The organism is Mesorhizobium sp. (assembly GCF_041661565.1).
In the GTDB taxonomy this organism is placed as follows: Bacteria; Pseudomonadota; Alphaproteobacteria; order Rhizobiales; family Rhizobiaceae; genus Mesorhizobium.
Genome location: NZ_JBAZUD010000137.1, coordinates 1 through 13,514, shown reverse-complemented (window position 1 = coordinate 13,514; position 13,514 = coordinate 1). Strand labels below are relative to the sequence as shown.

Below are 13,514 nucleotides of genomic sequence, written 5' to 3'. Positions count from 1 at the left end.
TCTCAACCGTTATCGGTGCGCGGGCAAGGGCGACAAGTTTGTCCAGCAGCGCTCGTATTTTCACAGGTTGGCCGGAACATATATTCAGGATGGTCCCTGGCGGGATGTCCTCCGCCATCATGACCGTGCGCGCATAAGCGTCGGCCACGTCGCGCACATCCAGAAAATCCCGCTCAGCCTCCAGATCTCCCACCTTTAAGATGGCTGGCTGCCGTTGTTGCTCAATCCGGGCAATCTGCGCCGCAAAGTTCGGCACGACAAATTTTTCCGCCTGCCGCGGGCCGGTGTGGTTGAAAAGGCGCAGCCGCACGACGCGCAACCCGCGCATGGCCAACGCGCCAAGCGCGATATCGGCCGCCGCCTTTGTCGCTGCGTAATCATTGATCGGGGCAATCGGAGAGTCTTCGGTGTGAACTCGTTCACCGTGGCCGTAGATTTGTCCCGAGCTTGCAAAAATGAATGACGCGTTCTCGGCAAATTTCAGGATCGCCCTGGCGCAGTTGAGCGTACCCAGAACGTTGGTTCGCCATGCGTCCACATCGGCAGCAGCATCCGGAATCTGGCTGATCGCGGCCAGATGGATGACATGATCAGGGCGAAACCCCGCCACGACCTGGTCGACCGCCGCTACGTCGTTTACGTCAACAATTTGGACATCGTCCTCGCCGACGCTCGGGCTATGGTGGGTTCCAAGTATTTCCAGGGACGAACCCAGCAAATTTCGCAAGGCTCCCGCCACGTATGGCGCCACAAATCCACCATAGCCTGTGATGAGCACTCTCATCGCAACGGGAGACTCCCGGCACCAACCACGCCTGCCGAGATGCAATATCCCGAGCCTCGCGCCAGCCTTCTTCGCAAGTTAGCCCCCAGCCTGTCCTTTGCTTCCGATCGAGAAGAACCGCGGTGGTGTCGTCGGGCCTATGCTTAACCCAGTATCGCAGCGCAGTCACGTCCCTGACAGCCGCACCCGCTCCGACTCGACGGCTTGGCGATCAGCGGGCCGCCAGGCTCACGCCGCCTTGTCGCGGACCTGATAGTCCTTGATCGTGGCGAAACGGATGCCCTTCCAGCGTTCGGCTTCGTAGTTGAGCGAGAAGGCGTGTTGGGCGAGGAAGACCGGATCGTTGTCTAGGTCGCGGGCGATGTCGCCGCGATGCGCCTCGATGAAGCGCGTTACCTCGGCCTTGTCGTCGGCCGATATCCAGCGGCAGACCGAAAAACGTGACATCTCGAACTCGACCGGCAAGGTGTATTCGAAGTTCAGGCGCTCCTTGAGGACGTCGAGCTGCAGGGCGCCGACAACGCCGACGATGGCCGGCGATCCGTCCTCGGGCGAGAACAGCTGCACGACGCCTTCCTCTGCCATCTGGTGCAGCGCTTCCTTGAGCTTCTTGGCCTTCATCGCATCGCCGAGACGGACGCGGCGCAGGATTTCCGGGGCGAAGTTCGGCACGCCGCGAAACAGGATCTCCTCGCCCTCGGTGAGCGTGTCGCCGATGCGCAGCGTGCCGTGGTTTGGGATGCCGACGACGTCGCCGGCAAAGGCTTCGTCGGCCGTGACGCGGGTGCGGGCGAAGAAGAATTGCGGCGCCGACAGGCTCATCGGCTTGCCGGTGCGCACCAGCTTGGCCTTCATGCCGCGCTCGAGCTTGCCCGAACAGACGCGCACGAAGGCGATGCGGTCGCGATGGTTGGGGTCCATATTGGCCTGGATCTTGAAGACGAAGGACGTCATCTTGTCTTCGGTCGCCTCGACCTTGCGGGTGTCGGCCTCCTGCGCCCGCGGCGGCGGCCCGAAGGCGCCGAGCGCCTCGATCAGGTCGCGCACCCCATAATTGCGCAGCGCCGAGCCGAAATAGACGGGTGTCAGATGGCCCTCGCGGAAGGCGTCGATGTCGAGCGGTCGGCAGGCCTCGCGCGCCAATTCGAGTTCCTCGATGAAAGCCTCGCGCTCGTTTTCCGGCAGCAGGCCGGCGACGCGGTTGGAATCGGGACCGTTGACCGGCGTGCGTTCCTTCTCGTCATCACCCCGGCGCACGGCATTCAGCGCCAGGTGATAGGTGCCGGAAAAATTCCTGCCGCGGCCGATCGGCCAGGTGATGGGGGCGGTGTCCAGCGCCAGCTTCTGCTCGATCTCGTCCAGGATCTCGAATGGGTCGCGGCTCTCGCGGTCCATCTTGTTGACGAAGGTGATGATCGGGATGTCGCGCAGCCGGCAGACTTCGAAGAGCTTCAGCGTGCGCGGCTCGATGCCCTTGGCGGCATCGATGACCATGACGGCCGAGTCGACCGCCGACAGCGTGCGGTAGGTGTCGTCGGCGAAGTCCTCATGGCCCGGCGTGTCGAGCAGGTTGAAGACATTGTCCTCATATTCAAAGGTCATCACCGAGGTGACGACCGAAATGCCGCGCTCGCGCTCGATCTTCATCCAGTCCGACCGGGTCTGGATCTTGTCTTTCTTGGCCTTGACCTCGCCGGCAAGCTGGATGGCGCCGCCGAACAGCAGCAGCTTTTCGGTGAGCGTCGTCTTGCCGGCGTCCGGGTGCGCGATGATCGCGAAGGTGCGGCGGCGCGCCACTTCTTCTTCTATTGCTTCGGCCATTCTCTGGATTTCCGTGTGACAGGCCGGGCTTCTAGCAGCGCAGTGCCGGACTGTCGACCGTTCCGGCCGCGTCGACCACGGGAGGCCGGAACAAGCCGCGTCTGTCGCGCAGGTCCGCCAGGGAGACCGCCGGCGGCCAGCCGGGTCTCGCCTTTCGGCATGGTCGTCGTATAGAGGAACGCAAGGGGCGCGAGAAGGAGCGGGCATGACTGCCACGAAACAAGTGATCGTCATCGGCGCTGGCATTATCGGCGCCTCCATCGCCTGGCATCTGGCCAGGGCGGGAGCGCAAGTGACGGTGATCGCCGACAGCGCCGCCGGCGGGATCGCGACGCCGAATTCCTTTGCCTGGATCAATGCCAGCTGGGGAAATCCGGAGCCTTATTTCCGGTTGCGCACCCGCGCGATGGCCGAGTGGACGCGGTTGGCACAGGACCTGCCCGGCCTGCCGCTCAGCTGGTGCGGCGGGCTGTGCTGGGACCTGCCGGCCGCCGAGCTGGAAACCTATGCCGCGCAACATTCAGCCTGGGGCTACGGCATCGAACGCGTCGACCGGGCCGGCGCCGCGCGCATCGAACCCAGTCTCGTCGAGCCGCCCGACTTTGCCCTGCACGTCGCCGAAGAAGGTGTCGCCGAGCCAGTGGCGGCCACGAAAGTTCTGCTGGCCGACGCCCAGCGACACGGCGCGAAGATCATTGCCAGCACGGTTACGGCGCTGGTCCAGACCGACGGCAGGATTACCGGCGTCGATACATCGCACGGCCTGATGGCCGCCGACGAGGTGGTGATCGCGGCCGGCGTCGGCTCGCCCGATCTCGCGGCGACGGCGGGGATCAGCCTGCCGATCGAGACGCCGCCCGGGCTGATCGTCCATTCCCGGCCATATCAAAAGCTTCTCAACGGGCTGGTGCTGGGCGAGCGTCTGCACATGCGCCAGACGGCGGAGGGCCGTATCATCGCCGGCTCGGATTTCGGCGACGCCGATCCGGGCATGGACGGGGAAGCAACCGCCCACGAGCTGTTCGCGGCCCTGCAAGCCAGCTTGCGCGACAGCGACGGGCTGGAGCTGGATTTCCACACGGTCGGCTATCGGCCGACGCCCATCGACGGCTTCCCGATCATCGGCCGCGCCGAAGGCATGGACGGCCTCTATATCGCGGTGATGCACTCCGGCATAACGCTGGCGCCGGCGGTCGGCCTATTTTCGGCGCGGGAAATCCTCGACGGCGAACGCGACCCGCTGCTGGCGCCTTATGGATTGGGCCGGTTCGCCCAGTGATCCCGGTATGAGACAGGCTGGTAGACCGGCGACAGGCGATAGTCGCCGCAGACCTCGTCCGTCTTCCTCCAGGTGCGGTCTCTAGGCGCGATCCGCCAGTGCCGCCGGCTTTTTGGTCGCGTGCGAGCCTCTGTTGTGCGTCCGCTCGTAGAGTTCGCGGACGATCCGGCTGGCGGTCATCTCGAACAGAAAGGGCAGGAAGGCGTGAACGAGCGCGGCAGAAGCGGCCAGCAGCAAGCGCGACGAGAACCACGCGGCGAAGGCCATATGGCCGAAATAGGTTTCGCCGACCTTGGCCGGATGGGCGGTGAAAATTCGTGCAACCGACATGCTCGTCCCCTTCATATCCCGAATTGCCATCCTGACACGCTTCACCAATGCTTCGGTCTCAAAATGTCCTTGTCTTCAACCGATTCATGGGACAAACATCCCATATGAAGCTGGAAATCGATGAAATCGACCGTAAACTGCTTGCCGAACTGCAACGCGACGGCACACTCTCCGTCGACCAGCTTTCGGAGCGGGTGTCGCTGTCGCGCAATGCCTGCTGGCGGCGGGTCAAGCGGCTGGAGGAAGACGGCGTCATCACCGGCCGCGTCGCGCTGGTCGATGCCGACAAGCTCGGGCTCGGCCTTTCGGTGTTCATCCTGATTCGCACGTCGAACCATGACCCGGACTGGCTGGGGAAGTTCCGCGCGGCGGTGACCGGCTTTCCCGAGATCACCGGCGTCTACCGCATGTCGGGCGATCTCGACTATGTGCTGCGCGCCCGGGTTGCCGACGTGAAGGCCTATGATCGGCTCTACCAGCGGCTGATCGCCAAGGTGGCGCTGTCGGATGTGTCGGCCTCCTTCGTGATGGAAGAGATCAAGGAGACCACTGTGGTTCCGATGGAGGTGCGCTGAGTTGCTCGTGCCATGGTCAAGCCAGAAAGAAAGCCGTTGATAGGCTTGCTGGCGAATTGACCGAATCGCGGTTCACGCCGATAGGATCGATTTTATGCGCGCAGCCCTCCATTCTTCTTCCGTCATTGGTCCCACCGTCGGCTTCGTCAGGTTGCCGCATGGTGAAGGACTACCCCTCCCCGCCTATGAAAGTTCCGGCGCCGCCGGCATGGATTTGCGCGCCGCCGTGCCCGACGACCGGCCATTGCTGATACTGCCGGGGAAACGCGCTTTGGTGCCAACCGGCCTGGTGATGGAAATTCCCGAAGGATTGGAGGGCCAGGTGCGGCCGCGCTCCGGGCTTGCCTTCAAACACGGCCTCACCGTCCTCAATTCACCCGGCACGATCGACAGCGACTATCGCGGCGAGGTCAAGGTCCTGCTGGTCAATCTCGGCGACGAGGATTTCGCCGTGACGCGCGGCATGCGCATCGCCCAGATCGTTTTCGCCGCAGTCACGCAGGCAGCGGTGGAAGAGCGCGACCTTGCCGGCGGGACAACGCGAGGCTCGGGCGGGTTCGGATCGACCGGCACCGCCTGATGGTGCCGCCGAAACTTGTCATCTTCGATTGCGACGGCATTCTCGTCGATACCGAGAACCTGGCCAACAGGCGCCTTGCTGAATGGCTGAGCGCCGCCGGCTATCCGACGAGTTTCGAATTTTGCCGCAAGCATTATTCCGGCCGAAGCATGGCCTCGGTGCAGAAGGACATCGAAGCGCAGACCGAGGTCCGCCTCGGCGCCGATTTCGTCGATTGCTGGAACGCCGGCCTGCCGGACCTCTTCGCCCACGGCGTCGAAGAAATCCCCTTTGTCCGCGATTTCATCGAAGCGGTGCGCGTGGCCGGCATCGCCTATTGTGTCGCCACCTCGGCCAGGATTTCGAAAATGCACATCACGCTTGGCCAGACCGGGCTGCTGCCGCTGTTCGAGCATGCGATGTTTTCCTCGACCATGGTCGCGCGCGGCAAGCCGTTTCCGGACCTGTTCCTGCACGCGGCAGAAACCATGGGTTTTTCGCCTGACGACTGCATCGTCATCGAGGACAGCGTCGCCGGCACGCAGGCCGGCATCGCCGCGGGCATGCGGGTGTTTTCCTATCATGGCGATGCCTATTCCGACCGCGACGGCTTGATACGGGCCGGCGGCATTCCGTTCGACGACATGCGCTCGCTGGCCGGCCTGGTGCCTATTAACTGAGGCCAACGAACGGACGGGCTGGACGTGTCTTGCCGCCATGCTACGGTCTTGGCAACCGAGCCCGAACGCCGATGCCGACGATCTTCCTTCGCTTCACCCTCGCCTTGATCCTGCTGCCGTTCCTGTTGACCGCGGCCGGCGCGCAGGCAGTCGCCTTTCCCGATCTCGGCACCGCGCTGCCCGGCCGTGCCGATGTGACCTATCTCGATCTGGCGAAGATGGTCATTCCTGACCTGGCCGCCGACAAGGATGGCTTCTACAGAGGCGGGCCGCCGATCGACATGCGCCATATCGAGGGACCCGACAGCGGCGGTTCGCCACCAGAGACGTCGAGCCTGCCGAATGCGGCCGTGCTCGCCATCAGGGCCGGAGGCAAGGACCGGCTGGCGATGCTGTTCGATCTCGGCGGTGATTCCGACAGCGCCGAGGGCTACGCCGTGCTGGCGCTCTACGACATCACGGCCAGGCCCAGACTGCTCGACGCCGTCAATGTCGCCGTCGACAAAAGCACCTATTTCCGTGATCCCGGCAAGATTGCCGTTGCTGCCGGCGAAGACGTCCTCATCACCATGAGCACGCATTTCAATTCGAACCAGGGCTATGTGGCCACGCCGGTGATCATGGTCCGCGACGACCGGTTCGAACTGATCGACATGATCTATACGTTCGATGAGAATTTGTGCGCCTACAGGCGCACGCAGACCGTCGCTTTCCAGTCCATCCCGGGCCAGCCCCAGGCCGCCATCCGGGCGACGGTGACCGATGCCATCGTGCCCAGCGGCGAAAGCTGTGACGAGGCGGCGCCGAAGGCGTTATCGCACGACATTTCCGTCACCTACCGCTGGGACAAGGAGGCGTCGCACTACCGCAAGGATTCCGATGCGTTCGAGCGCTTGTCAGCAGAGAACGCAAAACGCTTCTGAACAGGCGCATTCATTTGCCCGGCGAAAACCGGCACGATAGAATTACATTGTGATCCGCGCTTGAAGGGGTGCTTCCATGGACAAGGGCAAGATCTTTCGCGACCTGCATGCCTCGACATTCGTCATGCCCAATCCTTGGGATATCGGCACGACGAAGCTCTTGGGTTCCTTCGGCTTCAAGGCGCTGGCGACGACCAGCGCCGGCTTTGCCTTTTCGCGCGGCCTGCCGGATGGCGCCGTGACGTTCGAGCAGATGATCCATCATTGCCGCGAGGTGTCGGCGGCGACCAGCCTGCCGGTCTCGGCCGACCTCGAGAAGGGCAAGGGCGACAGCGCCGAGCAGGCCGCCGAAACCATCTTCGCGGCGGAGGCGGCGGGCCTTGCCGGCTGCTCGATCGAGGACCACACCGGCGATCCCGACAAGCCGATCTATGATTTCGCTCACGCGGTCGAGCGCGTCGCGGCGGCGGTGGAGGCAGCGCGAGCGCTGAAGCGCGATTTCGTGTTCACGGCGCGGGCCGAGAATTTCCTGTGGGGTAAGGCCGATCTCGACGATACGATCAAGCGGCTGCAGGCCTTCGAGAAGGCCGGCGCCGACGTGCTTTATGCGCCAGGCATCGGCGACGTCGAGATGGTCCGCACGCTCTGCTCGGCGGTCGGCAAGCCGGTCAACGTCATGGCGAAGCCGGGCTTCACCATCGCCGATCTTTCGATGGCCGGCGTGAAACGCATTTCGCTCGGGCCGTGGCTGACCAGTTTCGCCTATGGCATGCTGGAAACGGCCGCGCGCGAGATCCAGCAGGACGGCACGTTCGGCTTCACCCGCGCCGCCATGCCGTTCGGCAAGTTGCAGGCGCTGTTCAGCAAGCCCCTCTGATGGGCAGGCTGGGCGCATGACACTCACCGTCGTGGACATGCATACGGGCGGCGAGCCGCTCAGGATCGTCACGTCAGGCTATCCGGATATTCCCAAGGGGACCATCCGGGAAAAGCGCGCCTATGTGCGCGACCATCTCGATCACCTGCGCAAGCTGCTGATCTTCGAGCCGCGCGGCCACTACGACATGTATGGCGCGTTGCTGGTCGAACCTGACCTGCCCGGCGCCGACCTCGCCGTGCTGTTCATGCACAATGAAGGCTATTCGACCATGTGCGGCCACGCCATCGTGGCGCTCGGCCGCTATGCCGTCGATGAAGGGCTGGTGGCGAAACAGGAGCCGATCACGATCGTCAACATCGAGGCGCCCTGCGGCCTGGTTGTCGCCTCGGTGGAGGTCAGGGATGGCAAGGCGGGCGCCGTGTCGTTCGAAAGCGTGCCGGCCTTCCTGTTTGCCCGCGACCAGCGGATCGATCTGACGGGGTATGGCAGGATCGGTTTCGACATCGCCTATGGCGGGGCCTTCTACGCGCTGGCGGACTGCCATCAATTCGGGCTCGAATTCGGCCATAACAGGGTGCGCGATTTCGTCGACGCCGCGACGGCTCTGACAGACAGGCTGAAAGCGGATTTCCGCCTGTCGCATCCCGACCACTCCGACCTCGCTTTTCTCTACGGCACCATCCTGACCGACGGGAAGGATGATTTCTCCGGCGAGGCCACCAGGAACATCTGCGTCTTCGCCGATGCCGAGGTCGACCGTTCGCCGACCGGTTCCGGCGTCACGGCGCGGCTGGCTGCGATGCATGCCAAGGGCGGGATCGCCATCGGGCAGACGCGCACTTTCGAGAGCATTGCGGGCTCGCGTTTTTCCGGCGCGGTGGCGCGGACGACGAAGGCCGGCCCGCATGAAGCCGTCATCGCCCGCGTCGGCGGCCGCGCCTATTATTCCGGACGGGCGGAATTCATCGTCGAAGCCGATGATGAGCTCGGGCGCGGTTTCCTGCTGCGCTGAACCGGCCTCAGGCCCTCGGGAAGCGAGCCGTTTCCCGCGCCGAGATCGCCTTGTGCAGATGCACCATCATGGCGGCGGCGAAGAGCGGCGTCACCAAATTGAGCAACGGTATGGCGAGGAACGCCGATATGACCAACCCGGCGAGAAACACCGTGCCTGCATAGCGCTTGCGCAAGGCCCTGGCCTCGTCCTCCGGGCGGAAGCGCATGGCGGCGAATTCGAAGAACTCGCGCCCGAGCAGATAGCCGTTGACGACGAAGAAGGCGGCGATGTTGATGCCCGGCACCAGCAGGAGCAGAAGCGCAACGAGATTGCCGAGGATGACGACGCCGAGGAACCGCAGCGCCAGCACCAGCGAACGCAGCGCCGGCATGGCGCGTCCGGGCGCATCGAGGGGATAGTCGGTGCGCTCGACCACTTCGGCGATATCGTCGAGGAACAGGCCAGCCACGACAGCCGTCACAGGCGCAATGAGCAATGCCATGCCGAAGGCAAGCGCGATAGCGGCAATGATGCTGCCGATCAGGCCGGCCCAGGACGGCAGGCCGGGCAGCAGCGTCTGCAGCCATGGCAGGGCCAGCCATTCGACAAGGCTGGTAAGGCCGAGCCACAGGGCGACCAGCGCCAGCACCGTCAAGCCCAGCGTCTTGAAGAACACGGCGCGAAACGGAGGCGAGATCAGCTCGAAGGCCGCGGTGCGGGCAGCGTCGAAAATCACCGTGTATCTACCCCCAGGTCAGCAGACCGCCGGAAGGGCGGACGCTTCCCGAGATAGGCAGCGCACGCCGCGAGCACAAGCCATGGGCTATGACGCGAGCACCCGCTTGCGAACGGGGATCGTCATCGCCGCGACGCCTGCAACCACAAAACCCATGCCCAGCCATGCGGTCGGGCCCAAGCTTTCGCCCAGGAAGATGGCGCCGATGCCGACCCCGATCGGGACACGCAGATAGGCTTGCGACGTCGTACCGACCGAGCCCAGCGTCTGGATGAGGCGGAAGTAGATGGCAAAGGCTAGCGCCGTCGAGAACACCGACAGGGCGAGCAGGGCCAGGATCGACGCCATGGAAGGCGTCAGCGTCCAGGGCTGGTCCACCAGCACGCTGAGCGGCACCAGGATGACGGCGCCACAGAGCATCGAGCCCGCCGCAGGCAGCATCGGATCGAGGCCCTTGAAGCCGCGCCCGAAAATGGCGGCGCCCGCATAGGAGATCGTGGCGACGACGATGGCCAGTTGCGCCCAGAATTCATGCCCTAGTCCGCCGAGCGACTGCGTGCCGATGACGAAGCAGATACCGATGATGCCGGCGCCGACGCCGATCAGCTTGCGTGTCGTCACCGGTTCGTGGCGGGTGATCAGCGCGGTGAGCAGGAAAGTGAAGATCGGCGAGGTCGAATTGAGGATGGTGGCCAGGCCGGCATCGACCGAGCGCTCGGCGGCGGCGATCAGCGTGAACGGCACGACGCTGTTGAGGCAGGCCTGCAGGGCAAAGCGGCGCCACGTGGCCGCGTCGCGCGGCATGGAGAGCCCGCGCCAGCGGATGATGGCGAACAGGATGCCCCCGGCGATCAAGGTACGGGCGGCGATGAAGGTGACTGGCGGGATCGTCTCGACCCCGATCTTGATGAAGGTGTAAGAGGCGCCCCACAGCACCGCCAGGACGCCAAGCAGCGCCAGGTCGGTCGTCGTATTGCTCTTTCCAGACATCGGGCCCGCTGCTTCGTGTGATCGCGGTTGTTCTAGGCGAGGCTCCTGGGAAATGCTTCGTCCACGGTCGAATTGTCTTAGCGCCTGCCTTTTCACGGGCGCTGACCCGCCGCGCCACCTCGCTGCTGGATGGTCATCCGCCGGAACCCAGAAAATCGGTTGCCAATTTTCGGGGTCCTGCTGTAGACCCGCCCGGGCGCGGCAGGAAGCCGGCTGGGTGTGGCGGAGACTTTGATGGCCGATTATGACGTGCTTTGCATCGGCAATGCCATTGTCGACATCATCGCCCAGTGCGACGAGGAATTCCTGCAGACCAACGGCATCATCAAGGGCGCGATGAACCTCATCGACACGCATCGCGCCGAACTGCTCTACAGCCGCATGGGCCCGGCGATCGAGGCCTCCGGCGGCAGCGCCGGCAACACGGCGGCCGGCGTCGCCAGCTTCGGCGGCCGCGCTGCCTTCTTCGGCAAGGTGTCCAGCGACGCGCTGGGCGAAATCTACGCGCATGACATCCATGCGCAGGGCGTCGCCTTCGACACAAAGCCGCTCAAGGGCGAGCCGCCGACGGCGCGCTCGATGATCTTCGTCACGCCCGATGGCGAGCGCTCGATGAACACCTATCTCGGCGCCTGCGTCGAGCTCGGGCCGGAGGATGTCGAGGCCGACAAGGCCTCGGGCGCCAAGGTCACCTATTTCGAGGGCTATCTCTGGGACCCGCCGCGGGCCAAGGAAGCGATCCGGCAGACGGCGAAACTCGCGCATGCCGCTGGCCGCGAAGTCTCTATGACCCTGTCGGATTCGTTCTGCGTCGACCGCTATCGCGACGAGTTCCTCGACCTGATGCGCTCCGGCACCGTCGACATCGTCTTCGCCAACAGTCACGAGATCAAGTCGCTCTACCAGACATCGTCGTTCGACGAGGCGCTGGCGCGGATCCGCAAGGATTGCCGGATCGCCGCCGTGACGCGGTCCGAAAAGGGCTCGGTGATCGTGCGCGGCGACGAGACCGTGGTCATCAAGGCGACCGCCATCAACGAACTGGTCGACACGACCGGCGCCGGCGACCTCTACGCCGCGGGCTTCCTGCATGGCTACACGCAGGGCCGCGACCTCCAGACCTGCGGCGACCTTGGCTCGCTGGCGGCCGGACTGGTGATCCAGCAGATCGGCCCGCGCCCACGCCAGAATTTGCGCCGCGAGGCCGAAAAGGCTGGATTGTTGTAGGGGCGGCAGCGAAGCCGCCGATCTCCCCCTTGTGGGGGAGATGGTCGGCAGGCCAGAGGGGGGCGCTGTCCCGCCGGCATCGCCCAAATTTCATGGTTTCAAGACGCGACACCTGGCGAAAGCGCGGGGGCCGCGCAAACATCGCAACGCAGCGATCTCTCGCGCCCCCCTCTGCCCTGCCGGGCATCTCCCCCACTGGGGGGAGATTGGCAGCTTCACCGTCGCGCGGCTGTCATACATGGCTCCTACACGCAGGCTGGGAGCCCCGCGACTGACAGTGCGGGAGGTTCCCGGTCCGTTGGGGTGTCAAAGATGCAAGACAGCAAGCTGTCGGGCGGCCATGTTCGTTGCCGCCGCGATTTCCGTTCGCCAAACTAGAAATCAACAACCGGCCGCGGCTGGGAGGAGCGAGCGGCCAGAAAACAGATGCATGAACAGATTCCAGATAACCGGTCCTGGCCAGGACGATTTCGCGGACATGGTCGCGGAACAGGTCGAGCGCGCGCTTGCCCGCTATGACGAGGCGATCAACCAATCCACCATGGTCTCGGTCGGCAAGATCGCGGGCGGCATAGCCGCCGCCGTCACCTTGCTGTCGCCCAAACACCGGCGTGCCATCGACACCATCCATGCCGACCTTCCCGCGCTGGCCTCGAAATTCGTGCGCGCGCTGGCGGCGGAGGCCGCGCGCCGCACGGAGGCCGGCGCCGCCGGTGCTGCAAGTCCAACCCAGGTCCTGTTGGCCGATGAGCCGCCTTCCCCGCTGCCGCAGAGCGACGATCTCGAATCGATGCTGATCGAGGATTGGGCCGGCCGGGTAGCCGGGTCGACTTACCTGGAAGAAAACCTGCGCATCGCGCGTTCCACCCTGCATCGCTGGCAAAGGCGGGGCGAGGTGATCGCCTTGCGCAAGGGCGGCCGCAAGCATGTCTTCCCGCTGGCGCAGTTCGTCGACGGCAGGCCGGTGGCCGGCCTACGCGACGTGCTGTCCCTGATCGGCAATCCGAGGCTGGCCTGGCTGTGGCTGACACGCCCTGCGGCACAGCTCGACGGGCGAATTCCGCTCGACCTGCTGCGAGCCGATCAGGTCGGCGAGGTCATTCAGGCGGCCCGGGTTTTCGCGCCGAGCTAGACCTGGCGCCTTGCGGTTCGACCGGCGACTTTGTCCGCAGCCTGAACTCCTTCCTCAAGTCCCCGCAGTGTAAGCCGCGATCGCCGCCATGTTGACGATGTCGCTGTCCTTGGCATTCAGCGACACGATCTGCACCGGCTTGTTCAGGCCAACCAGCAGCGGGCCGATGACCGTGGAGCCGCCGAGTTCCTGCAGCATCTTGGTCGAGATCGATGCCGAATGGAACGCCGGCATGATCAGCACATTGGCCGGGCCGGTCAGGCGGATGAACGGATATTGCGCCATGGCGCGCGCGTTGAGGGCGACGTCGGCGGCCATTTCGCCGTCATACTCGAAATCGACGCGCCGCTTGTCGAGGATGCGCACGGCCTCCTGCACGCGTTCCGAGCGCTCTCCCTGCGGATGGCCGAAGGTGGAATAGGCGAGCATGGCGAGCCGCGGCTCGTAGCCCATGCGGCGGGCGAAGCCCGCGGCTTCCTCGGCGATGTCGGCGATCTGCTCGGCGTTGGGCATGTCGTGCACGGCGGTGTCGGCGACGATCACCGTCCTGCCGCGCGCCAGCACGATCGACACGCCGATGACGCGGTGGCCGGGCTTGGCGTCG

The 13,514-nt window shown here is 64.7% G+C and carries 15 protein-coding genes; 9 read left to right on the top strand and 6 right to left on the bottom strand.

Annotated elements, in window-relative coordinates; all coding sequences use genetic code 11:
• Both WC739_RS20465 and WC739_RS20460 read right to left on the bottom strand, forming a co-directional pair.
• A partial coding sequence (locus WC739_RS20465; RefSeq protein ID WP_372954842.1) for an NAD-dependent epimerase/dehydratase family protein occupies window positions 1–784 on the bottom strand: 784 nt, incomplete at its 3' end.
• 228 nt (window positions 785–1,012) lie between these two features.
• Complete coding sequence (locus WC739_RS20460; RefSeq protein WP_372954841.1) at window positions 1,013–2,605, bottom strand: peptide chain release factor 3; 1,593 nt, start codon at window positions 2,603–2,605, stop codon at window positions 1,013–1,015.
• 205 nt (window positions 2,606–2,810) lie between these two features.
• Between WC739_RS20460 and WC739_RS20455 the strand changes: the two genes are divergently transcribed.
• On the top strand, window positions 2,811–3,884 hold the full coding sequence (locus WC739_RS20455; protein WP_372954840.1) for an NAD(P)/FAD-dependent oxidoreductase: 1,074 nt from the start codon (window positions 2,811–2,813) through the stop codon (window positions 3,882–3,884).
• 81 nt (window positions 3,885–3,965) lie between these two features.
• Here WC739_RS20455 and WC739_RS20450 read toward each other — a convergent pair whose 3' ends face one another.
• Window positions 3,966–4,214: a DUF6356 family protein gene (locus WC739_RS20450; RefSeq protein WP_372954839.1), complete on the bottom strand. Its 249-nt coding sequence runs from the start codon at window positions 4,212–4,214 to the stop codon at window positions 3,966–3,968.
• 104 nt (window positions 4,215–4,318) lie between these two features.
• On the opposite strand from WC739_RS20450, the gene WC739_RS20445 reads away from it, so the two are divergent.
• The 6 genes from WC739_RS20445 (at window position 4,319) to WC739_RS20420 (ending at window position 8,843) form a co-directional block, all read left to right on the top strand.
• Complete coding sequence (locus WC739_RS20445) at window positions 4,319–4,789, top strand: Lrp/AsnC family transcriptional regulator (protein ID WP_372954838.1); 471 nt, start codon at window positions 4,319–4,321, stop codon at window positions 4,787–4,789.
• A gap of 94 nt (window positions 4,790–4,883) precedes the next feature.
• On the top strand, window positions 4,884–5,369 hold the full coding sequence (gene dut, locus WC739_RS20440; protein WP_372954837.1) for a dUTP diphosphatase: 486 nt from the start codon (window positions 4,884–4,886) through the stop codon (window positions 5,367–5,369).
• Window positions 5,369–6,028, top strand: coding sequence for an HAD family hydrolase (locus tag WC739_RS20435; RefSeq protein WP_372954836.1), 660 nt, complete (start codon window positions 5,369–5,371; stop codon window positions 6,026–6,028). The genes dut and WC739_RS20435 overlap by 1 nt, the downstream gene beginning before the upstream one ends.
• A gap of 71 nt (window positions 6,029–6,099) precedes the next feature.
• Window positions 6,100–6,951 carry a hypothetical protein gene (locus WC739_RS20430; RefSeq protein WP_372954835.1) on the top strand — a complete coding sequence of 284 codons (852 nt, stop codon included), beginning with the start codon at window positions 6,100–6,102 and terminating at the stop codon, window positions 6,949–6,951.
• A gap of 76 nt (window positions 6,952–7,027) precedes the next feature.
• Window positions 7,028–7,828 carry an isocitrate lyase/phosphoenolpyruvate mutase family protein gene (locus WC739_RS20425; RefSeq protein WP_372954834.1) on the top strand — a complete coding sequence of 267 codons (801 nt, stop codon included), beginning with the start codon at window positions 7,028–7,030 and terminating at the stop codon, window positions 7,826–7,828.
• Between the two features lie 16 nt (window positions 7,829–7,844).
• The gene (locus tag WC739_RS20420; RefSeq protein ID WP_372954833.1) at window positions 7,845–8,843 is read left to right on the top strand and encodes a proline racemase family protein; all 999 of its coding nucleotides are present in this window, start codon (window positions 7,845–7,847) and stop codon (window positions 8,841–8,843) included.
• A gap of 7 nt (window positions 8,844–8,850) precedes the next feature.
• On the opposite strand, the gene WC739_RS20415 is transcribed toward WC739_RS20420, so the two are convergent.
• A complete protein-coding gene (locus WC739_RS20415; protein ID WP_372954832.1) occupies window positions 8,851–9,561 on the bottom strand; it encodes a sulfate transporter family protein in 711 nt (236 codons plus the stop codon).
• An 87-nt stretch (window positions 9,562–9,648) separates the two neighbouring features.
• On the bottom strand, window positions 9,649–10,551 hold the full coding sequence (locus WC739_RS20410) for a DMT family transporter (protein ID WP_372954831.1): 903 nt from the start codon (window positions 10,549–10,551) through the stop codon (window positions 9,649–9,651).
• A gap of 234 nt (window positions 10,552–10,785) precedes the next feature.
• Between WC739_RS20410 and WC739_RS20405 the strand changes: the two genes are divergently transcribed.
• Window positions 10,786–11,778, top strand: a complete 993-nt coding sequence (locus tag WC739_RS20405) for an adenosine kinase (protein ID WP_372954830.1) — start codon at window positions 10,786–10,788, stop codon at window positions 11,776–11,778.
• 430 nt (window positions 11,779–12,208) lie between these two features.
• The gene (locus WC739_RS20400; protein WP_372954829.1) at window positions 12,209–12,910 is read left to right on the top strand and encodes a hypothetical protein; all 702 of its coding nucleotides are present in this window, start codon (window positions 12,209–12,211) and stop codon (window positions 12,908–12,910) included.
• Window positions 12,911–12,964: 54 nt separating this feature from the next.
• Here WC739_RS20400 and WC739_RS20395 read toward each other — a convergent pair.
• Window positions 12,965–13,514 (bottom strand): phosphate acyltransferase (locus WC739_RS20395; RefSeq protein WP_372954828.1); only part of this gene is annotated, 550 nt, incomplete at its 5' end.

Excerpts from the sequence above, each read along its gene's own strand:
- WC739_RS20460 (WP_372954841.1), bottom strand. The coding sequence starts at position 2,605 with ATGGCCGAAGCAATAGAAGAAGAAGTGGCGCGCCGCCGCACCTTCGCG.
- WC739_RS20455 (WP_372954840.1), top strand. The coding sequence starts at position 2,811 with ATGACTGCCACGAAACAAGTGATCGTCATCGGCGCTGGCATTATCGGC.
- WC739_RS20450 (WP_372954839.1), bottom strand. The coding sequence starts at position 4,214 with ATGTCGGTTGCACGAATTTTCACCGCCCATCCGGCCAAGGTCGGCGAA.
- WC739_RS20445 (WP_372954838.1), top strand. The coding sequence starts at position 4,319 with ATGAAGCTGGAAATCGATGAAATCGACCGTAAACTGCTTGCCGAACTG.
- dut (WP_372954837.1), top strand. The coding sequence starts at position 4,884 with ATGCGCGCAGCCCTCCATTCTTCTTCCGTCATTGGTCCCACCGTCGGC.
- WC739_RS20435 (WP_372954836.1), top strand. The coding sequence starts at position 5,369 with ATGGTGCCGCCGAAACTTGTCATCTTCGATTGCGACGGCATTCTCGTC.
- WC739_RS20430 (WP_372954835.1), top strand. The coding sequence starts at position 6,100 with ATGCCGACGATCTTCCTTCGCTTCACCCTCGCCTTGATCCTGCTGCCG.
- WC739_RS20425 (WP_372954834.1), top strand. The coding sequence starts at position 7,028 with ATGGACAAGGGCAAGATCTTTCGCGACCTGCATGCCTCGACATTCGTC.
- WC739_RS20420 (WP_372954833.1), top strand. The coding sequence starts at position 7,845 with ATGACACTCACCGTCGTGGACATGCATACGGGCGGCGAGCCGCTCAGG.
- WC739_RS20410 (WP_372954831.1), bottom strand. The coding sequence starts at position 10,551 with ATGTCTGGAAAGAGCAATACGACGACCGACCTGGCGCTGCTTGGCGTC.
- WC739_RS20405 (WP_372954830.1), top strand. The coding sequence starts at position 10,786 with ATGGCCGATTATGACGTGCTTTGCATCGGCAATGCCATTGTCGACATC.
- WC739_RS20400 (WP_372954829.1), top strand. The coding sequence starts at position 12,209 with ATGAACAGATTCCAGATAACCGGTCCTGGCCAGGACGATTTCGCGGAC.